Below are 20,671 nucleotides of genomic sequence, written 5' to 3'. Positions count from 1 at the left end.
CACCAAAAAATGGAGGAGCGATCATGGCCACAGCATTGATCACCCACCCCGAATGCCTTGAGCATGTCACGCCTCCGGGCCACCCCGAACAAGTTGCGCGGCTTGATGCGGTGCTGAGTGCGCTGGATGGTCTTGATTTGGTGCGGGTGCCTGCTCCGTTTGCGGCCGATGACGATTTGTTGCGCGCACATCCCAAATCGCATGTCACTGCCATTCGACAATCTGCACCTGATAGCGGCTGGACCTCTCTTGATGCGGACACGCATATGTCGGTCGGCTCGCTTGGCGCGGCGCTGCGGGCTGCGGGTGCAAATGTTAAGGCTGTTGATATGGTCTTGGGGGGCGATGTGCAAAATGTATTCGCCGCGGTCCGCCCACCTGGTCACCATGCTGAACGCGAAACACCAATGGGGTTTTGTCTGTTTGGTTCGGTCGCCATTGCTGCGAAACATGCGCTTGACCATCACGGCCTAAGTCGTGTGGCAATTGTTGATTTTGATGTGCATCACGGCAACGGCACACAGGACTTGGTCGAGAGTGATCCGCGCATTCTATTCTGCTCAACCCACCAAATGCCGCTTTACCCAGGTACGGGTCATGCCCATGAAACGGGCGCCTACAATAACGTCTTGAACGTCCCACTTCCGGGCGGCGCCGGCTCTGCCATTTTCAAGCAGGCCATCACGGAACAAGTCCTGCCGATGCTAAAGCGCTTTAATCCCGAGTTGTTGTTAATTTCAGCGGGTTTTGACGCACACAGTGCTGATCCGCTTGCTGGTATGGATCTATCTGAGGATGATTTTGCATGGGTGACGCATCAGCTGTGCGATATCGCAGATGAATATTGTGGTGGGCGGGTGGTCTCGACCCTCGAGGGCGGTTATGATCTTGATGCCTTGGCCACGTCGGCGAAGGCACATGTTGAAGTCTTAATGGAGCGCGGACAATGAGCGAGACACCAGTAGCAGAGATGAGCTTCGAGCAGGCAATTGCCGAATTGGAGCGTGTGGTGACCCAATTGGACAGCGGCTCGGTTGAGCTTGAGGCATCCATCGCGCTGTATGAGCGCGGAGCAAAACTAAAAGAACATTGTGAAGCGAAGCTGAATGCCGCTGAAGAAAAAGTGGCCAAGCTTACGTTAAGTGCAGATGGCGCTGCTGTTGGCACAACTCCTCTGGACGCTGAATAAATGAGCTTTCAGGCTGCGCTAGGCGATGCGGCAAAAGTATCCGAGGCTTGTATCGCCGATGTGTTAAAGGGCTGCGCAAGCGCTATCGCGGAGCCGATGATCTATGCGACACGTGGTGGCAAAGCATTGCGCGCCTTTTTGGTCTTGGAAAGCGCGCGCCTTCATGGAATTGGTCCTAATGAGGCGAGAAACGCTGCAGCAGCGATTGAATGTTTGCATGCGTATTCTTTGGTGCATGATGATTTACCCTGCATGGATGATGATGATTTACGCCGAGGGAACCCGACCGTTCATGTGAAGTGGGATGAGGCGACAGCTGTTTTGACTGGTGACGCTTTGCAGACTTTGGCGTTTGAGTTGATTGCCCAGACTGAGTGCAGCTTACAAGCGCGATTGGATTTGTCCCTAAGCCTCGCACGTGCCAGTGGAATTAAAGGGATGGTCGGTGGGCAGGCTGCAGACATTGCCGCCGAGACGGCACAAATTCCGCTGACCTTGGATCAGATCATTGCATTGCAAAAAGGCAAAACTGGCGCGCTGATTGAATGGTCTGCGATGGCTGGTGCGGTCATGTCAGAGGCCCCAACAGATGCCTTGCAAACCTACGGGGATCGACTTGGCCTCGCGTTTCAGATCGCTGATGATGTGTTGGATGTCACAGGTGATGCGGCGACGGTTGGTAAGGCTGTTGGCAAAGATCAAAGCGCAGGCAAAGCGACATTCGTCTCATTGCTGGGCCTTGAGGGGGCAAAAGCCCGCGCATCTAATCTGGTTGATGAAGCCTGCGACGCCCTTGCGGGTTTCGGCGATGATGCCGATACGCTAAAGCAAGCGGCACGTTTTGTGATTACTCGCGGCCATTAAGGATAACGATCATGTCTGACAGACCACACACACCGGTTTTGGACCGCGTTAGCACACCTGCAGATATGAAAAGCCTTAGCGATGCAGAACTGCACCAGCTTGCTGATGATGTCCGGTCTGAGGTGATTAGCGCAGTATCGGTCACGGGTGGTCACCTTGGTGCCGGCCTTGGTGTTGTTGAGTTGACGGTGGCGCTTCACGCTGTTTTTGACACCCCGAAAGATAAGATCATCTGGGATGTTGGTCATCAATGCTACCCCCACAAAGTTTTGACTGGACGTCGTGACCGTATCCGTACGTTGCGCCAAAAAGACGGGCTGAGCGGTTTCACAAAGCGCAGTGAATCCCCGTTTGACCCATTCGGTGCGGCCCACAGTTCCACGTCTATTTCTGCTGCACTTGGCTTTGCGGTCGCTCGTGATTTAGGGGGCGCCCCGCCCGAAGGAAATGGCGATGCAATTGCTGTCATTGGTGACGGATCCATGTCAGCGGGCATGGCATTTGAAGCGATGAACAATGCGGGCCATCTGAAGAAACGCATGATCGTTGTATTGAACGACAACGAGATGTCGATTGCGCCGCCTGTTGGCGCACTATCTTCGTACCTAAGCCAGCTTTATGCCGGCGCGCCGTTTCAAGAATTTAAGTCCGCCGCAAAAGGTGCAGTAAGTTTGCTGCCGGAACCTTTCCGCGAAGGGGCGAAGCGCGCGAAAGATATGCTGAAACACATGACTGTGGGCGGCACATTGTTTGAACAGTTGGGCTTTTCCTATGTTGGCCCGATTGATGGTCACGACCTTGATCAGCTTTTGCCAGTGTTGCGCACTGTCCATGACCGCGCGACTGGCCCAATCTTGATCCACTGCATTACGAAAAAAGGTAAAGGCTATGCTCCTGCTGAGCAGGCGCGTGACAAAGGACACGGTGTCTCCAAGTTCAACGTTGTGACAGGCGAGCAGAAAAAGGCACCCAGCAATGCGCCAAGCTATACCAAGGTTTTCGCACAAACCCTTCTCGATGAAGCCAGCCGTGACGATAAAGTTTGCGCCATAACCGCCGCGATGCCCGATGGGACTGGGTTGAACTTATTTGCAGAACGCTACCCAAGCCGGTGCTTTGATGTGGGCATTGCCGAGCAACACGGGGTTACGTTTTCAGCGGCTCTCGCGGCGGGCGGCATGAAGCCGTTTTGCGCGATGTATTCAACGTTCCTACAGCGCGGTTATGATCAGGTCGTTCATGATGTGGCCATTCAGCGCCTACCTGTTCGTTTTGCGATTGATCGCGCAGGGCTTGTGGGCGCGGATGGGGCGACGCACGCGGGCGCGTTTGATGTTGCTTACCTCAGCAATCTGCCTGACTTTGTCGTTATGGCGGCTGCTGATGAGGCAGAGTTGGTGCATATGGTTGCCACAGCTGCGGCTTATGATGACGGCCCTATCGCTTTCCGTTTTCCGCGGGGCGAGGGTGTTGGGGTTGAGCTTCCTGAACGCGGCGAAGCGCTTGAAATTGGTAAGGGTCGCATGATCCGTGAGGGCGCACGCGTTGCCATTTTGTCTTTCGGGACCCGCTTGGCGGAAGTAGAGGCTGCCTGTGAAGCGCTGGCGGCGCGTGGCATAACCCCAACCGTCGCCGACGCCCGTTTTGCAAAGCCACTTGATCGCACCTTGATCTTGGATTTGGCGGAACAGCACGAGGCTTTGCTTACCATCGAAGAAGGTGCTGTTGGTGGTTTCGGATCACACGTTGCGCAGCTTTTGGCGGATGAGGCTGTTTTTGACACTGGTCTGAAGTTCCGTTCCATGGTGTTGCCCGATACGTTTATCGATCAGTCCAGCCCCGAGGATATGTACGCGATGGCGGGTCTTAATGCAGCAGACATTGAGGCAAAAGTTCTCGATGTTCTTGGGATTACAAAGCTTGATAGCAAACGCGCTTAGCGTTTGCTTAATTGCTCTTCGATTGACTTTAACCGCTCAAGAACTTCATCGCGGTAGGCGTCTGTGACAGCGTTCGTTTCTTCTGCGTGCGCTTCTTGCATCGAGTTCACAACTAGACCTACGATTAAGTTTACCACGGCGAATGTGGTGACCATGATGAATGGCACGAAAAAGAGCCACGCATAGGGGTAGACCTCCATCACGGGGCGCACGATGCCCATGGACCAGCTTTCCAGCGTCATGATTTGAAACAGTGAATATAGCGACAGCCATAAGCTGCCGAACCATTCCGGAAACGCAGAGGCGAATAGCTTGGTCGCCATAACTGCGCTGATGTAGAAGATCAGCGCCATCAACAAAAAGACACTGCCCATGCCGGGTAGTGCGTTCACAAAACCTTCGACGACCCGTCGCAACGATGGAGCCACTGTGATGACGCGCAGCACTCGCAAGATCCGCATGGCCCGCAAAACGCTAAGCCCTTGCGCGGCTGGGACAAGGGAAATGCTTACAATAATGAAGTCGAACCAGTTCCAGCCCGACCGAAAAAATCGGCCGCGATAGGCTACTAGCTTTGCCAGCAACTCAATTACGAATACGGCTAAACACGCGCTATCGAGCGTTGTGATCAGCGTCCCATAGTTTTGCATCAGCCCGTTTGACGTTTCCATTCCCAACAAGATTGCGTTGAAAATGATAATGCCCATGATGATGTTGCGTGTCAGTGGGCGCTCAAGAAATACAGTCAACTGGTGCATGATTATGGTCCTTTGGTTGGACGTGATATGTGTGCTTATGCGGCGCTTACAATGGTTGCGCAGCACTGTCCTGCTCTAACTTTAACAGCGCCCGTAGGCCGGTTTTGTAATCTGGGTATTTCAGTTTAACGCCCAACTCCGTTTTGATCCGCTCGTTTGAGACCTTCTTAGACTCTGCGTAAAAGCTGCGCGCCATCGGAGTCATTTCTGCTGTCTCGTAGTCGATTGCGGGTGGAACTGGTGCGCCAAGCAATTGCGCTGCGTATTCAATAACGTCTTCGGGGGGTGCAGGATCATTGTCGCAAAGGTTGTACACCGCACCAATGTTCGGACGCGTGATTGATGCCCATAACACCTGCGCAATATCCTCTACGTGAATTCTGCTGAACACCTGACCTTGTTTGATGATCCGCCGCGCGGTTCCGTTGCGGACCTTGGCAAAAGGGCCACGACCGGGCCCATAAATGCCGGCCAGCCTAAAGATATGAAGCGGTAGGCTAGGGATGCTTTGCCACTCTGCCTCGGCACTCACACGCAGTTGCCCGCGTTTTGTGGCGGGCGTCAGTGCCGTAGTTTCATCCACCCAATCCCCTTGATGGTCGCCATAAACCCCTGTGGTCGATAAGTAACCTGCCCACTCAAGGCGTGGTGCCAGCGCCTTAATCTCGTCTTTAAGGGTGTTCAAAACCGGATCGCCCTGCGCAGATGGGCCCGCACTGATCAGCAGGTGTGTCGCCTCTTTCAAAGCGGTATCAAGTGCCTCGCCGGGCCATATGATTGGCTTGATCCCCGCAGCCCGCAAAACTTCTGCTTTTTCTTCGGTGCGGGTGGTGCCGTAAACGGTCCAGTCATTGGGCAAAATTCGACTTAGGGCGCGCGCGGAAAATCCATGGCCAAATGAAAGTAGGGTCGGCATGTGAAAACTCCTTGATCCACCGCAATGGTCCGAAAGTGAGCAGGACAGGGCACGTTAAGCGACGCGCGAAAATCTGGTTGATGTTGCTAAGTTCGGGTGCAACGATTTGCACGGTATAACAAATGAGAACAGGCGGACCAGTGATGATTGACCCTACCAGAATGCTACCGGTATGTTCGCCCGAACAAGGTGCGCCGCAGCACTTTACAAATGCGGCTGAGGCGGTGGTCCGACTTAGGGCGCTTTATGATGAAGCAGTGGAGTTTCTGTGCGCCCATTTCGAAGCCAGTCTGACTGGTGAAAGCCCCACCCAACGGTTCCGCGCCTTCTACCCAGAAATCAGACTGCATTCGACAAGCTTCGCGCAGGCGGACAGTCGCCTGTCGTTTGGTCACGTACCAAGTCCAGGTATCTACGCTACGACAGTGACGCGGCCTGATTTGTTTGCTAGCTACCTTGAACAGCAGATCGATCTTTTGCTGACCAATCACGGCGGCGAGGTTGAAATTGGAACGTCCCAAACGCCGATGCCCGTCCATTTTGCTGTCGCTAACAAAGGTGGGCTGAATGTCCCCCAAGACGGGGCGGTCAAGTTTACTCTGCGCGATGTTTTTGATGTTCCAGATTTGTCGACAACCAACGATGACATCGTAAACGGCCTTGGCTTTACTTATGAAGATGGGGCAATGCCCCTTGCGCCGTTCACTGCGCAACGGGTGGATTATTCGCTGGCTCGGCTTTCCCATTACACGGCTACGGACCCCGGTCATTTTCAGAACCATGTCCTGTTTACGAACTATCAGTTTTACGTCGAGGAGTTTGAAGCCTACGCCCGCGAAATGCTGCGCGATCCTGCAAGTGGCTATACCGCATTTGTTGGTCCCGGTAATGACGTGATTACGGACCCCGATACGGCCTGCACACCGCCTGCGAAGCTGCCGCAGATGCCAACGTACCATCTTAAGCGTGCCGGTGGCGGTGGGATTACTTTGGTCAATATTGGGGTGGGTCCGTCCAATGCAAAGACTGCCACGGATCATATCGCAGTGCTGCGCCCGCATGCGTGGCTAATGGTTGGTCACTGTGCGGGTTTGCGAAATTCCCAAGCCTTGGGCGACTTTGTGCTGGCCCATGCGTATCTGCGCGAAGACAAAGTGCTGGATGATGATTTGCCTGTTTGGGTGCCCATTCCACCGCTGGCCGAAATTCAGATCGCGCTGGAAAAAGCAGTAGCGCAGGTCACGAAGCTTGAAGGCTATGACCTAAAACAAATCATGCGCACAGGAACGGTTGCCAGCCTTGATAACCGTAACTGGGAACTGCGCGATCAAGAAGGTCCCGTTCAGCGCCTTTCGCAGTCGCGGGCAGTCGCGCTTGATATGGAAAGTGCAACAATTGCCGCCAACGGTTTCCGCTTCCGTGTGCCGTATGGGACGCTGCTGTGCGTTTCGGATAAACCGCTGCACGGGGAGTTGAAATTGCCGGGAATGGCCTCTGATTTCTACACAACTCAGGTTGCACGGCACCTCATGATTGGTATTCGCGCGATGGAATACTTGCGCGATATGCCTCTTGAACGCATCCATTCACGCAAGCTCCGGAGCTTTGAAGAGACCGCATTCTTGTAAAATAGGCGAAAAAAGGCGGTTTTTTGCGGTTTTTCCAATCACAAAGAGTTGTGTGGGGACACTATATACCGTTAGATTACGCCCATGAGGCCCAAAATCGGGCGGAATGAGGAGACCTGTAAAATGGCGAAACCAATGACAAAGACCCAACTCGTAGCAGCACTTGCTGAGGAAATGGGCGTAGACAAGAAATCTGCTGGCGGCGCGCTTGAAGCGGTTGTTTCGCTTATTACACGCGAAGTAAGTGCTGGTGGCGCTGTGACACTTCCAGGCGTTGGCAAAATCTATTGCCGCGAGCGTCCAGAGCGTATGGTGCGCAACCCTGCCACTGGCGAAATGCTGAAAAAAGATGCGGATAAAGTTGTCAAAATGACAATCGCTAAAGCGCTGAAAGACAGCGTTAACGGCTAAGTCGACCACAGACTTTATCGTGAATAGAGGGGTCGCCATGATGCGGCCCCTTTTTAGTTTCGGCCCTATTGCATCAGGAGTGTAGTAGCGTGGATCTACGTTCGGTTTTTCTGGGGCTGTCTTTTGCTCTGATGTGGTCGTCGGCGTTTGCATCTGCACGCATCATCGTTCTTGAGGCGCCGCCCCTCATGACGCTGTCGTTGCGTTTCTTCATTTCCGGAACGGTTGCTGTTGGCATTGCATTGCTACTCAAACAAAGCTGGCGGCTGACTAAGGCGCAGTGGCGCGCGATTGTTGTTTTTGGATTATGCCAAAATGCCCTGTATTTGGGTCTGAATTTTATCGCAATGCAAACGGTTCAAGCGTCTATTGCCGCGATCATCGCGTCTACCATGCCTCTTTTGGTCGCTTTGGTTGGGTGGGTATTTTTGCGCCAGCGTCTGCCTATTGTTGCGCTGCTTGGCTTGGTCACGGGCCTGGTCGGTGTTCTGGTCATCATGGTGCCACGGCTGCACGGCGGGCTTGATCCGTGGGGTGTTTTGCTGTGTGTGCTGGGTGTGGCGTCCCTGACGGTTGCAACACTATCGGTCCGTAACGCGGTTTCCAGTGGGCAGGTCCTGATGATTGTGGGGCTTCAGATGCTTGTAGGCTCTGCCGCGCTTACGGTGCCTGCGCTACTTTTTGAAACGTGGAATGTCACGATCACCCCGCTTCTTGCCAGCGCATTTGTTTACACGACCCTTGTGCCCGGTTTGGCGGCGACGGTAATTTGGTTCGTCTTGGTCAGCCGGATTGGTGCTGTGCGCGCCGCGACTTTCCATTTTCTTAACCCGTTTTTTGGTGTCGCATTGGCAGCAGTTTTGCTGGGAGAACAGATAGGGTTGATCGACGTTCTTGGCGTTGCCATTATCGCTGCAGGAATTTTTGCTGTGCAGGTGTCAAAGCAAACTAAGTAGAGGGTTACGAGTATGAAAGTTTCGTGGGTGGCGTTGGGTTTGTGTTTGGCCGCATCCGTGGTGCAGGCGCGGGGTCTTGAATATCAGCCTCGCCTGGACCGAGATAAGCTGTCGCAAGGCGCAACGGTGTTACTCGATTTTCGGACCGATTGGTGTATCGCTTGTGCGCGGCATGCGTCCATCATTGATATGCTCAAAGAGAAAAATCCAGCTTTACGCGCGGCGATCACCTACATTGTTGTGGACTACGATACTTACGGTGAATCGGGCATGGCTGAGAAACGGCAGGTAACACAAAACGGCACACTTTTGCTGTTGCGTGGAAGCCGCGAGCTTGGCCGCGTTGAGGGCGCAGTTATGAACGACAGCGCCATTAAGGAACTGCTGGAACTGTCTCTTGATTAGCTTGCCTTAACCGATTGTGCCGCGATTGCCGCCGGTTTGGCCACGGTGCAGCAGCATATGATCCAGCATCACACATGCCATCATGGCTTCGCCGACAGGAACCGCACGGATGCCAACACATGGGTCGTGACGGCCCTTGGTGATGATCTCGGTTTCTTCACCGGCTTTTGTAATTGTTTTGCGCGGTGACAAGATGGAGGAAGTCGGCTTAACGGCGAAACGTACCACGACATCTTGACCCGTGCTGATACCACCAAGGATACCACCGGCGTGATTGCTTGAATACTCTGGGCCGTTCAGGCCCATGAAAATCTCGTCTGCATTGTCGCGTCCGGTAAGCGCGGCGGCAGCCATCCCCTCACCAATTTCAACGCCTTTGACTGCGTTGATCGACATCATTGCAGCGGCCAAATCTGTATCAAGTTTGCCGTAAACAGGCGCACCAACGCCAGCGGGAACATTGCGTGCAACCACTTCAATGATTGCTCCGACGCTGTTGTGATCGTCTTTACGCAACCATGTTAGATAGTCTTCCCACTCTTTTGCTGCATCCGCATCAGGGCACCAAAAGTCGTTTTGCCCAATCGCATCCCAGTCAAACTTTGCGCGATCGATTTTCTTCTCGCCCATCTGAACCATGTAGCCCGTCACAGACATATCAGGGGCCATCGCCTTAATCGCCTCACGCGCGACACCACCCGCAGCAACTCGTGACGCGGTCTCACGCGCACTTGATCGGCCACCCCCACGGTAATCGCGGATGCCGTATTTTTGCCAATAGGTAATATCTGCATGGCCGGGGCGGAACTTTTCAACGATATCGCCATAATCGCGCGACCGTTGATCCGTGTTGCGGATCATCAGCTGGATTGGCGTACCGGTTGTTTGGCCCTCGAAAACGCCAGATAGAATTTCTACTGCGTCCGGTTCTTGGCGTTGTGTGGTGTTTTTGTTTTGGCCGGGTTTGCGCTTGTCCAACCAATGTTGAAGCATTTCCGGCGTTACGGGCACTTGGGGTGGGCAGCCGTCAACAGTAGCACCCAAGGCAGGGCCGTGGCTCTCGCCCCAAGTTGTCACGCGGAACAAATGTCCAAAGCTGTTCATGCTCATCGGTGGTGCACTCCCCTTTTGAGATTGCATAAAGCGCGGGCGGCTCGGCCTCAAGTGTCGCCCAAAGAAAAACGCCCCATCACGGTGGACGGGGCGTTAAATTCGTAAAACCTAATTGATAGGCTTATGCAGATTTTTTGCCCTTTGCTGCCGCCCACAAACGCTTGTTTGTGAGGTAAAGCAGGACTGAAAGCACAGACAAGAAGATCAAGCCGGTAAGACCTGCTTGCTTGCGCGCCATCATTTTAGGCTCAGCTGTCCACATCAAGAACGCAGACACGTCCTGAGCGATGTCTTCCAACTCGGTTGATGCATCTTCGTCCGCGAATTCAACATCATCACCGTAAAGAGGGGGCGCCATTGAAATCCAGCCACCTGGGAAGGCAGTGTTTTCATAAAGGATGGTACCCGCTTCTTCTTTTTCTTCGCCGGTGTAGCCAGCCAAGAGAGACGCAATGTACTCTGGTCCACCCATGCCATTGATAAGCTGGCTGATGCCTGTACCCGCAGGGCCATGGAAGCCAGCGCGCGCTTTTGCCATCAAGGACAAGTCAGGTGCGTTAGCCAGTGCGGATGCTGGGAATTTGTCGGCAGGCGTCGCAGAACGGAAATCATCGATAGCGGCATCAAAGACTTCATATTCGTCGGCGTACGCAAACACCTGATCTTCAGGAAGCGCAGGACCACCGTCGTCAGACAAGTTACGGAAAGAGACGTATTTCAAACCGTGACAAGCTGCGCAGATTTCAGTGTAAACCTGAAGGCCACGCTGAAGTTGGTTCTGGTCAAACGAGCCTGTCAGACCTTCAAATGAAAACGCATAGTTTTCAATTTTTGCGTCTGATCCACCAGCAGCAAGCGCGCCGCCGGCCGAAAGGCCGAGGGCAACTGCTGTGGTAAGGGCGAGTTTCTTCAACATTGGGTAGTCCTTTCTCACTCGGCTGGTGTGGCTACTGCATCTGCAGCGCCATCTTTTTTGCCGTAGTGGGCATTGAAGTCGTCTTCGATTGTCGTTGGCGGTGTCATCGGTTTCTCGATGATGCCAAGCAACGGCAGAATGACGAGGAAGTAAGCGAACCAGTAGGTCGACGCGATAAGCGAGATGACATCATATGGGAATTCAGCAGGGCGTGCGCCCACCCACATCAGCACGAAGAAGTCGACAACCAGAAGGCCAAACCACCATTTGAACATTGGGCGGTAGCGGCCAGAGCGGACTGATGATGTGTCCAACCATGGTGCCAATGCCATCACAGCGATCGCACCAAACATGGCCAGAACACCGAAGAACTTCGCATCAACAATGCCAAATGTTACGAAATCAGCCAACTGCACAACCCATACTTCCGCTGTGAAGGCGCGTAGGATTGCGTAGAATGGCAAGAAGTACCACTCGGGAACGATGTGCGCAGGTGTGACCAGCGCGTTCGCTTCAATGTAGTTGTCTGGGTGGCCAAGGTAGTTGGGCATGAAGCCAACGACTGCCATGAATACAACCAGCACGATTGCCAGTGCGAACAAGTCTTTGATCACAAAGTATGGCCAGAAGGGGAGTGTGTCCCGCTCTGCTTCTTCTTTGGATGTGCGACGTACTTCAACACCAGTTGGGTTGTTGTTGCCAGTTGTGTGGAACGCCCAAATGTGAACGATCACCAGACCGGCAATGATAAACGGCATGAGGTAGTGCAGGCTGAAGAAGCGGTTCAGCGCAGGCTGACCAACAGCGGATGCACCAAGCAACCATGTTTGGATGCTTTCACCAACGAACGGGATCGCACCGAACAGGCCAGTGATAACCGCCGTACCGTGGAACGACATTTGGCCCCAAGGAAGAACGTAACCCATGAATGCTGTACCCATCATCAACAGGTAGATCAGCATGCCGATGATCCATGTAACCTCACGTGGCGCTTTGTACGAGCCATAGTATAGGCCACGGAAAATGTGGGCATATACAGCGACAAAAAACAGCGATGCACCGTTCATGTGGAAATAGCGGATCATGTGGCCGCCGTTCACGTCACGCATGATGTGCTCAACAGAGGCAAACGCCATATCAACGTGCGGTACATAGTGCATAACCAGCACGATGCCGGTGATGATTTGAAGTGCCAGAGTAAACGTCAGAACGATACCCCAGATCCACATCCAGTTAAGGTTCTTTGGTGTGGGAAGCATCAGCGTGTCATAAAGCAGGCCTACAACGGGAAGGCGCTTGTGCAGCCATTTCTGGCCGTCTGACTTTGGTTCATAGTGGTCGTGTGGAATTCCAGACATATGGTATCTCCCTTAACCGAGTTGGATTGTTGTTTCGTCGACAAACGATGCCGTTGGAACAGGCAAGTTGCGTGGCGCTGGACCCTTACGGATACGGCCTGCGGTGTCATAGTGTGAACCGTGGCATGGGCAGAACCAGCCGTTGAACTCACCAGCACCGTCGCCAAGAGGCACACAACCAAGGTGGGTACAAACGCCCATCATGACCAACCACTCGCCGTTTTCATCAAGAGCACGGTTTTCATCGGACGCATCCGCATCTGCAGCGAGGTTTGCGTTGTCAGCGTTCGCATCCGGCAGGGCACCAAGATCAACCGCGCGTGCTTCGGCGATTTCTTCTGGGTTGCGGCGGCGGATAAACACAGGCTTACCTTGCCAAAGAACTGTGATTTGCGTGCCAGGCTCAACATCGGCCACATCCACGCGGATGGATGCCAATGCCAAAACGTCAGCACTTGGGTTCATCTGGTTGACCAATGGCCAAACGGCAGCGCCGGTAACCACAGCACCTGCGCCAGCGGTGGCGTAGTAGATGAAGTCGCGGCGGGTGCCTTGCGTATTTTCTGCGTGAGACACGATCGTGTTCTCCCCTTGTTTCCGTTAGGCGGATCGGCCGAATGGGTCGATCAAATATGAACAGGCCACAGGGAATCCTGCAGCCGCTATCGACACGCTATTTAGAACGCAGATTGCAATCCGTCCAGCACACATTGAAGTCTGCCCGCCAAACTGCTCCAGTATGTCGCACAAACATACCTGTTTTTTGCATGTGTTTACGGATTTGAAGGGAAATAGACGGGCTCTGAAGGGCTTAGCTCGTCCCACCGCTCGTATTTGTTCATGATCGATTGAAACAGGGGCGACGCCAAAAAATCACCAAGCCATTTTTGAACGCGTGGGTAGGGCTGCTCGGCGAACCATGTCGCGTCAGTGTTCGCAAATTGCCGGATGAACGGCAGAATAGCGTAATCCACCAGCGATGCTGTATCACCGCCAAGCCAGGGTCCTGACAGGCGCGCCTCAAGCGTTGCAATAAATGCGCAGCCTTTCTCGCGCTCGGCGTTTGGGTCGGTACCCGGAAAGCGTGTTGCGTATTTCGTGCGATCAAGGGCCGATTTGAATGGCCCGTCATTGAGCGCGATTAACTCGGCATCCTTGTCTGACAGTGCACCAAGCGGATGATCCGCCAAGGCCCACTTCATTATATCAAGGCTTTCCTCAATCACCTCATCGCCAATCACCAAAACGGGAACTGTGCCTTTGGGGGATGCAGCAAGCATTGCCGCCGGCTTATCGCGTAAAATGATTTCGCGCAGCTCAACGCGGGTTTGCGACAGTGTAATCGCCAAGCGTGCGCGCATCGCGTAGGGGCAGCGCCTGAATGAATAAAGTATAGGTGTCATGCGACCAGATGTGTTGCCGTGTGCCCTGCGATCACTGCCTTCACGACCTGGCTTTCTGGCTGATCTGTCTCAAAATGCACTTCGGTGAATTGCTCCGTGCGTCCCATCCGTGGGTTTTCCATCAGCACGTTGTGGGTCTGGCCCACTTGCCGAGCCAAATGCGCGTTGACCTGCGCATCGCCAGCGGCCCGCAGCCGCGCCGCACGGTCTTTGATTGCGCCACCTTGCACCGCAGGCATGCGCGCAGCAGGCGTGCCGGGGCGTGGTGAATAGGGAAAGACGTGCAGCCACGTCAAATCACATTCCTCAACCAGCTTCAAAGAATTCTCAAACATCTCTTCGGTCTCGGTCGGAAAGCCTGCAATGATGTCGGCGCCAAAAGTCATATCGGGGCGTAGCTTGCGCGCTTCTTGGCAGAACGCAATCGCGTCACCACGCAGGTGCCGCCGCTTCATCCGCTTGAGGATCAGATCATCCCCCGCCTGCAGCGAAAGATGCAGATGTGGCATCAGACGCGGCTGTGTTGCGATGGCTTCCATCAAGGCCTCGTCGACCTCAATACTATCGATGCTTGAAATACGTAAACGGGGCAGGTCAGGCACCAATTTCAAAATGCGCATCACCAAGTCACCCAGTTTGGGTGCCATCGGTAAATCTGCACCCCATGAGGTCAGATCAACTCCAGTCAGAACGACCTCGTTATATCCGCGCCCCACAAGCCGCTTGATCTGCTCAACCACCACGCCTGCGGCAACGGATCGTGAATTGCCGCGACCGTAAGGGATGATGCAAAATGTGCAGCGGTGATCGCATCCGTTCTGGACCTGCACATAGGCGCGGCTGCGTGTTCCAAAACCATCAATCAAATGACCAGCGGTTTCCGTAACAGACATAATGTCGTCAACTTGAACGGGCTCAACCTTACCGACAAAGTCCGCCGCAAGCCCTGACCATGTGCCAGCGTCCATTTTCTCGGTGTTGCCGATAACTGCGTCGACTTCATCCATTTGGGCGAAACTGTCGGGGTCAATTTGTGCGGCACAACCGGTCACGATAACCTTGGCGTCGGGGTTTTCACGACGCAGCTTACGAATGTCTTTGCGCGCTTTGCGCACAGCCTCGGCGGTCACAGCACAGGTGTTGATGATGACTGCATCATTTAGGCCAGCACCTTGGGCCAGCTCTTTCATCGCCTCGGTCTCATAGGCGTTCAGGCGGCATCCGTGGTTTGAGAAAACAGGTGCGCTCATAAGCCCGCCAACCAACCGGCTGTCAGAACACCGTCAAAAACATGGGCGGTCGGGCCTGTCATCCACACGCCATCATCACGCCAGTCAATCACTAACGTGCCACCATCTAGATCAATTCGCACTTTGCGTCCGGTCAATCCGCGGCGATGCGCAGCAACAGCCGTGGCGCAGGAAGACGAACCAGAGGCAAGCGTGATACCTGCGCCGCGTTCCCATACGCGCATCCGCAGATGGTCAGGACCCACAACATGGGCGACTTGGACGTTGGTGCGTTCGGGGTAAAGCGGATTGTGCTCGTGCTTGTGACCGAAAGAAGCCAGATCAATTGCCTCGGCATCATCCACAAAGAAAGTGCAATGCGGGTTGCCCATGCCAGTTGCCGCAGGGCTGCCATCAATCGGAAGCGACAAGGTATCGAGTGGCTCGGCAAGCGGCACGTCGTGCCATTCAAGTTGCGGCTGGCCCATGTTGATCCATGTTTCACCGTCAACCATCACCGCCCGAAGTGCGCCGCGGTCCGTTTGAAGCGCAAGCTCTGTCACCCCCGTCATTGCCATTTCGCGCGCAGCGATGCAGCGGGTAGCATTTCCACACGCCCCCGATGTAGATCCGTCCGAGTTGTAAAATGTCAGACGCAGCCCGTCCTCGATGACGGCCAGTTGGTCGAATCCCACGCCGCGATTCCTGTCAGCGATGGCCGCAACCAGCTTTGCAGACACCACAGGACCACCATTACGACTGTCGATTACGACAAAATCGTTTCCGGCACCGTGCATTTTCATAAAATTGACGGGCATATGATCAGTATTTTTGGTCATTTGAGCGGATATAGGGATTTCATAATAAAAGGGAAAGAGATTCTGAAAAAACGGGGTTGACCCCATCGGAGTGTCTTTCTAGATAAGCGCCTTGTGTGGGCCCTTAGCTCAGCTGGTAGAGCGGCTGACTTTTAATCAGTAGGTCACAGGTTCGAACCCTGTAGGGCTCACCATTTTCTCTCTTTTCTACCATGAGAGTGATGCGTGAACACGCGAGGCACCGGACACCGCCGCAAGGCATTCCACTTCTTCACATAATGCTGCTACCACTGTTTCAAACAACCTTTGGATCACAGCTTTATGACCGTTCGCTTCTTCTCTGACAAAACGCGTCCCATTCATATGGGGCCATACCCTTCAGAGCTTTTGGCGCGGGGCGAGCAGCCGATGTTGCGTGGTGTTCCAAAGCAAACCCAACTGACGTTCACGTCTGATAAGCCGCATTCTGTCATCAATGCCATGCGCGAACATCAAGCAATGCTAGATGCCATCCGGGACGGGCTGATCAACCGCGGGCAAAGCGATATCCCATCGGATATTCAAGAGCGTGCGGATCACCTTAAGGCTTTTGGCTTTTTCAACGATGCAGCCGCTGTCGGTATTTGCCGCATCACGGATACGGACCGCCTTGTGGCGCCGTTCCGCAACCCTGACATCGACCGCTTGGCCCATGACCTGCAAACGCGGCAAACCAAATCGCTGGCATCGGGCATTGATATGATCATGGCCGATCTGAAAGACTCGGTCCAAGCGCCTGTAACCTCAATCGATGATCACACCCACGCCATTGTCTTTTTGTACGAAAATCCGCGGGATATTTTGCCGGATGAAATTGGCACAGAATGGATCGAGGGCGCCTATGCCCACCGCGCGGCTTTGCTGGCGGCTGAGTCTGCGACTGTCATTGCCAATTACTTACGCGTTTTGGGGCAGTCGGCGCGCGCGCATACGGCCAGCACAAGTGATGTGGACCTTGGCCGTCTTTCGGTCAGCGCGGGCCTGACAACTGTCGAAAATGGTGCGCTGACACATCCTTACGTTGGCACGCGATTTGGTCTGGCTGTTGTGACAACCTCGCTTGATCTTGCGGTTGATCGCCCGCTTGTCCCTTTGGCCGAGCAACCCAAAAGTGCGTTTGGCATCCGTTGGAAGCTTGGCACAAAATCAGCGAAAAATGCGTTGAACGCGGCGCCTTTTGCCAAGCGGCGCTTTGTAGATGGGGCACATCCGTTCGAGACACTGAAGCGTGTAGATGATCCTACAACTTACATTGACGAAGCGCGGGTGGCACGCGTTCCAAAGCGCACAGATATGTTTGCGCGTGCGCAGTTCGGCGATATGGGTAAGCCGCTGCAAAAGGCCTCTACGGGTGGCTTGTATGTGCGAAAATCGGCTCCGTCGTCGGCGCAGCGCCGTGCGCTTGGGGCGTTTGTTCTGTTGCAAGACGGTGTGCCAGCGGCTGAAAAAGCGCAGCTAAGCCCGACTGAGGCCGCCAATTTGGTAAAAGCCACCAGCTACTTTTTGGGCGTCGACGCTGTTGGCATTTCGCGCTGCCCTGATTGGACGTGGTATTCGCACGATGCAACGGGTGCACCGATCACGCCTACCCACGATCAGGCAATTTCGACGATTGTTGATCAGGGCTATCCGTCGATGGAGGGGTCGTCGGGGGATGATTGGATTGCGGTCGCGCAATCCATGCGCGCATATTTGCGGTTCTCTTTGCTGGGCGGTGTGTTGGCCAAACAAATCCGTAATCTTGGGTATTCCGCCAAGGCCCACACGGTGATGGACGGTGAGGTATTGCAGCCGCCGCTGTTGCTTTTGGCAGGGTTGGGCGAGGTCAGCCGCATTGGTGAAGTCATCCTTAACCCCTTTTTGGGGCCGCGGCTGAAATCTGGTGTGGTGACCACGGACCTGCCGCTTAGTCACGACAAGCCGATTGATTTCGGGCTGCAGAACTTTTGTAACGCGTGCAACAAATGTGCGCGCGAGTGTCCAAGCGGGGCGATCACCGCGGGACCAAAACTGATGTTCAACGGCTATGAGATTTGGAAATCTGATAGCCAGAAATGCACAACATACCGCGTTACAACACCGGGTGGCGCGATGTGTGGTCGCTGTATGAAAACTTGCCCGTGGAACCTTGAGGGGGTCTTCAAGGAAAAGCCCTTTCGGTGGGCTGCGATGAATGTGCCAAAAGCAGCACCGTTACTAGCAAAGCTTGATGATGCGGTTGGTAATGGCGGTTTGAACAGCGTCAAAAAGTGGTGGTGGGATCTCGAAATTACTGAGGACGGCGGCTACCGCCCGACAGATAAACCTGTCAATGCGCGCGATCTGCAAAAGGATCTTGATCTGAAATACGAAGACCAAACCCTTGCGGTTTATCCGGCCAACCTTGCGCCGCACCCCTATCCGTATCCTTTTGAGATGGACCGAGAAGCCGGGATTAAAGCCTACCGCGATATGATCACCGCAGACGCCTATAAGGCCAAGCTGGCGGGCGGCGAAGTGGCCGAGGTTGCGCACACCTACACCGCCGATGGGGACAGCCCTGTGATTGAGATGCGCATCTCAAAAGTCGAAAAGATGACGGCCGATATTGCGAAATATGAATTCACTGCCGCAGACGGCTCGCCCCTTCCTGCGTGGCAGGCGGGTGCGCATTTGGACGTGTTGGTATCCCCAGAATATCTTCGCCAGTATTCCATGTCTGGTAATCCCGCTGACAGGAGCACCTATCAAATTGGTGTGCTGCGCGAGGATGATGGCCGCGGGGGATCTAAGTTGATGCACCGCATTTTTGAGGAAGGCCGAAGGGTCTTTGTATCGCCCCCCATCAACCACTTTGCCCTTGAGCAGACAGAACATACCACGCTTTTGTTTGGTGGCGGGATTGGCATCACGCCGATGATCGCAATGGCCCATGAATTACACGCCGAAGGCCGCCCGTTTGCGTTGCACTATTCTGGCCGCACGCGCGCTTCGATGGCGTATCTGGATGATCTGGTAAATGTGCCATGGGCCAGCCATGTACAACTACACATCACTGACGAAGGTACGCGGGTTAATCTGGATGAAAGCATCCCCGCCTATGAACGAGGTATGCACATCTATACCTGCGGCAGTGAGGCTTACATGAAGTCTGTCATTCAATCTGCTGCGGCGCTGGGCTTTCCGGAAGAAGCGCGACATTTGGAGTATTTCAGTGTGCCAGAGCAGCCTGATTACGTGAATGAGCCGTTTGCCATTAAGCTAAATGACGGCCGCACGCTTGCGGTGCCCAAAGATAAAACGGCGGCGGATGTTCTTAATGAAAACGGTATCCGTGTGGATGTGAAATGCTTGGATGGGATTTGTGGCGTGTGTAAATGCGGTGTGAAAAGCGGTCATGTTGAGCACCGTGATTTTGTGCTGTCAAAAGCACAGCGCGCAGACACAATTATTTTGTGCCAGTCGCGCGCTGCTGAAAAAGATGGGGTGCTAGAGATTGACCTTTAGATCAATCCTGCGCGGCCATGCCCGCTTCGGCCTCAATTTGCTTGCGTGATTTACGCTCGCGCTCGGTTGCGGACTTTAGCTGACCACATGCTGCCATGATGTCTTCGCCCCGCGGTTTGCGCACTGGGCTTGAGTAGCCTGCGTTGTAAACAATATCTGCGAACGCACGAATGCGGTTGTTCGACGAGCGTTCATAAGGTGCGCCTGGCCATTCGTTGAACGGGATCAAGTTGATCTTGGCGGGGATGCCCCCGATCAATTTTACCAAGCGATGCGCATCTTCGTCACTGTCGTTCACACCCTTGAGCATCACATATTCAAACGTAATCCGCTCAGAGTTGCTTGCCTTTGGATAGGCGCGCAACGCATCCAAAAGCGCTTCGATGTTCCACCGCTTGTTGATCGGTACAAGGGTATCACGGATGGGGTCTGTGGTGGCGTGGAAAGACACCGCCAGCTGACAGCCGATTTCTTGGGCGGTGCGGGCAATCTCTGGGACCACGCCGCTGGTCGACAAAGTGATGCGGCGGCGTGACAGCTGGATGCCCTCTGGGTCCATCGCAATCTTCATCGCGTCGCGGACGTTCTCAAAGTTATAAAGCGGCTCACCCATGCCCATCAGCACGATGTTCGACAGCAATCGCCCTTCAACGTGCTTTTCACCCGGTGTTGGCCATTCTTCCAGATCGTCCCGCGCCATCATAACTTGGCCGATAATTTCGCCAGCGGTCAGGTTGCGGACAAGCTTTTGCGTACCCGTGTGACAGAATGAACACGTCAGCGTGCAGCCAACCTGCGAGCTGATGCACAAGGTGCCGCGATCGGTTTCGGGGATATAAACTACCTCAACTTCGTGGCCGCCTGCGATACGTACCAACCACTTGCGGGTGCCGTCGCTGCTTACTTGTTTTGATACAACTTCGGGGATCTCAATTATGAAATTCTCTGCAAGTTCGGCACGGTATGCTTTGGACAGGTTTGTCATCGCATCAAAGTCGCGCACCCCCCATTGATAGAGCCACTGCCAAATCTGGCCTGCTCGCATTTTGGCCTGCTTCTCGGGCGCACCCGCTGCGATTAGCGCTTCGCGCAACGCAGGGCGTGTCAGTCCGATCAGGTTAACCGGCCCGTCCACTTGCTTGCGCGGGATCGTCAATACATCTTGCGTAACGGGTGCATTGGCCATGCTGGGGAATCTCCGAATTGGAATATGACGCATCTCATACGTCACTGCCTGTCAAA

The 20,671-nt window shown here is 54.2% G+C and carries 19 protein-coding genes and 1 tRNA gene; 10 read left to right on the top strand and 10 right to left on the bottom strand.

Features of this window, described 5'->3' with window-relative positions; genetic code table 11:
• Positions 1–23 precede the first annotated feature (23 nt).
• Genes NIG5292_RS05445 through dxs form a run of 4 tightly spaced genes read left to right on the top strand, consistent with a single transcriptional unit; the run spans position 24 to position 3,993 of the window.
• Positions 24–950 (top strand): histone deacetylase family protein, encoded by a 927-nt coding sequence (locus tag NIG5292_RS05445; RefSeq protein ID WP_048598485.1) that lies wholly within the window; start codon positions 24–26, stop codon positions 948–950.
• Positions 947–1,189 carry an exodeoxyribonuclease VII small subunit gene (locus NIG5292_RS05440; RefSeq protein WP_048598484.1) on the top strand — a complete coding sequence of 81 codons (243 nt, stop codon included), beginning with the start codon at positions 947–949 and terminating at the stop codon, positions 1,187–1,189. Before NIG5292_RS05445 ends, NIG5292_RS05440 begins: the two co-directional genes overlap by 4 nt.
• Complete coding sequence (locus NIG5292_RS05435) at positions 1,190–2,053, top strand: polyprenyl synthetase family protein (protein WP_048598483.1); 864 nt, start codon at positions 1,190–1,192, stop codon at positions 2,051–2,053.
• A gap of 11 nt (positions 2,054–2,064) precedes the next feature.
• Positions 2,065–3,993 (top strand): 1-deoxy-D-xylulose-5-phosphate synthase, encoded by a 1,929-nt coding sequence (gene dxs / locus NIG5292_RS05430; RefSeq protein ID WP_048598482.1) that lies wholly within the window; start codon positions 2,065–2,067, stop codon positions 3,991–3,993.
• Here dxs and NIG5292_RS05425 read toward each other — a convergent pair.
• Positions 3,990–4,751 (bottom strand): ion transporter, encoded by a 762-nt coding sequence (locus NIG5292_RS05425; protein WP_048598481.1) that lies wholly within the window; start codon positions 4,749–4,751, stop codon positions 3,990–3,992. The two genes, dxs and NIG5292_RS05425, sit on opposite strands and share 4 nt — an antisense overlap.
• 46 nt (positions 4,752–4,797) lie before the next feature.
• Positions 4,798–5,667: an SDR family oxidoreductase gene (locus NIG5292_RS05420; protein WP_048598480.1), complete on the bottom strand. Its 870-nt coding sequence runs from the start codon at positions 5,665–5,667 to the stop codon at positions 4,798–4,800.
• Positions 5,668–5,828: 161 nt separating this feature from the next.
• Between NIG5292_RS05420 and NIG5292_RS05415 the strand changes: the two genes are divergently transcribed.
• From NIG5292_RS05415 to NIG5292_RS05400, 4 genes are all read left to right on the top strand, one after another.
• On the top strand, positions 5,829–7,295 hold the full coding sequence (locus NIG5292_RS05415; RefSeq protein ID WP_143081921.1) for an AMP nucleosidase: 1,467 nt from the start codon (positions 5,829–5,831) through the stop codon (positions 7,293–7,295).
• 123 nt (positions 7,296–7,418) lie between these two features.
• The gene (locus NIG5292_RS05410) at positions 7,419–7,706 is read left to right on the top strand and encodes an HU family DNA-binding protein (RefSeq protein ID WP_048598478.1); all 288 of its coding nucleotides are present in this window, start codon (positions 7,419–7,421) and stop codon (positions 7,704–7,706) included.
• An 89-nt stretch (positions 7,707–7,795) separates the two neighbouring features.
• Positions 7,796–8,662 carry a DMT family transporter gene (locus NIG5292_RS05405; RefSeq protein WP_048598477.1) on the top strand — a complete coding sequence of 289 codons (867 nt, stop codon included), beginning with the start codon at positions 7,796–7,798 and terminating at the stop codon, positions 8,660–8,662.
• A gap of 12 nt (positions 8,663–8,674) precedes the next feature.
• Entirely contained in the window at positions 8,675–9,067 is a 393-nt protein-coding gene (locus NIG5292_RS05400) for a thioredoxin domain-containing protein (protein ID WP_048598476.1), read from the top strand.
• Positions 9,068–9,073: 6 nt separating this feature from the next.
• Here the strand turns inward: NIG5292_RS05400 and aroC are convergent, their stop codons facing one another.
• The 7 genes from aroC to dapF all read right to left on the bottom strand — a co-directional run bounded on the left by aroC (position 9,074) and on the right by dapF (position 15,925).
• Entirely contained in the window at positions 9,074–10,177 is a 1,104-nt protein-coding gene (aroC, locus tag NIG5292_RS05395) for a chorismate synthase (protein WP_048598475.1), read from the bottom strand.
• A gap of 124 nt (positions 10,178–10,301) precedes the next feature.
• Positions 10,302–11,096 carry a cytochrome c1 gene (locus NIG5292_RS05390; RefSeq protein ID WP_048598474.1) on the bottom strand — a complete coding sequence of 265 codons (795 nt, stop codon included), beginning with the start codon at positions 11,094–11,096 and terminating at the stop codon, positions 10,302–10,304.
• Positions 11,097–11,110: 14 nt separating this feature from the next.
• Complete coding sequence (locus NIG5292_RS05385) at positions 11,111–12,454, bottom strand: cytochrome b (RefSeq protein WP_048598473.1); 1,344 nt, start codon at positions 12,452–12,454, stop codon at positions 11,111–11,113.
• A 12-nt stretch (positions 12,455–12,466) separates the two neighbouring features.
• Positions 12,467–13,030, bottom strand: coding sequence for a ubiquinol-cytochrome c reductase iron-sulfur subunit (petA, locus tag NIG5292_RS05380; RefSeq protein WP_048598472.1), 564 nt, complete (start codon positions 13,028–13,030; stop codon positions 12,467–12,469).
• A 197-nt stretch (positions 13,031–13,227) separates the two neighbouring features.
• Positions 13,228–13,857 carry a glutathione S-transferase gene (locus tag NIG5292_RS05375; RefSeq protein ID WP_048598471.1) on the bottom strand — a complete coding sequence of 210 codons (630 nt, stop codon included), beginning with the start codon at positions 13,855–13,857 and terminating at the stop codon, positions 13,228–13,230.
• Positions 13,854–15,107: a tRNA (N(6)-L-threonylcarbamoyladenosine(37)-C(2))-methylthiotransferase MtaB gene (mtaB, locus tag NIG5292_RS05370; protein ID WP_048598470.1), complete on the bottom strand. Its 1,254-nt coding sequence runs from the start codon at positions 15,105–15,107 to the stop codon at positions 13,854–13,856. Before mtaB ends, NIG5292_RS05375 begins: the two co-directional genes overlap by 4 nt.
• On the bottom strand, positions 15,104–15,925 hold the full coding sequence (dapF, locus tag NIG5292_RS05365) for a diaminopimelate epimerase (protein ID WP_048598783.1): 822 nt from the start codon (positions 15,923–15,925) through the stop codon (positions 15,104–15,106). Before dapF ends, mtaB begins: the two co-directional genes overlap by 4 nt.
• A 97-nt stretch (positions 15,926–16,022) precedes the next feature.
• Here dapF and NIG5292_RS05360 point away from each other — a divergent pair.
• Together NIG5292_RS05360 and NIG5292_RS05355 are read left to right on the top strand one after the other, a co-directional pair.
• Positions 16,023–16,098 (top strand) — tRNA-Lys (locus NIG5292_RS05360).
• Between the two features lie 127 nt (positions 16,099–16,225).
• Entirely contained in the window at positions 16,226–19,429 is a 3,204-nt protein-coding gene (locus tag NIG5292_RS05355; RefSeq protein WP_048598469.1) for a 2Fe-2S iron-sulfur cluster-binding protein, read from the top strand.
• A 1-nt stretch (position 19,430) separates the two neighbouring features.
• Here NIG5292_RS05355 and rlmN read toward each other — a convergent pair whose 3' ends face one another.
• A complete protein-coding gene (gene rlmN / locus NIG5292_RS05350; RefSeq protein WP_048598468.1) occupies positions 19,431–20,615 on the bottom strand; it encodes a dual-specificity RNA methyltransferase RlmN in 1,185 nt (394 codons plus the stop codon).
• Between the last annotated feature and the right edge of the window lie 56 nt (positions 20,616–20,671).

Source organism: Nereida ignava (assembly GCF_001049735.1).
GTDB lineage: Bacteria > Pseudomonadota > Alphaproteobacteria > Rhodobacterales > Rhodobacteraceae > Nereida > Nereida ignava.
Note: the sequence above shows the minus strand (reverse complement) of the source record. Positions and strands in the feature narration are given on the sequence as shown.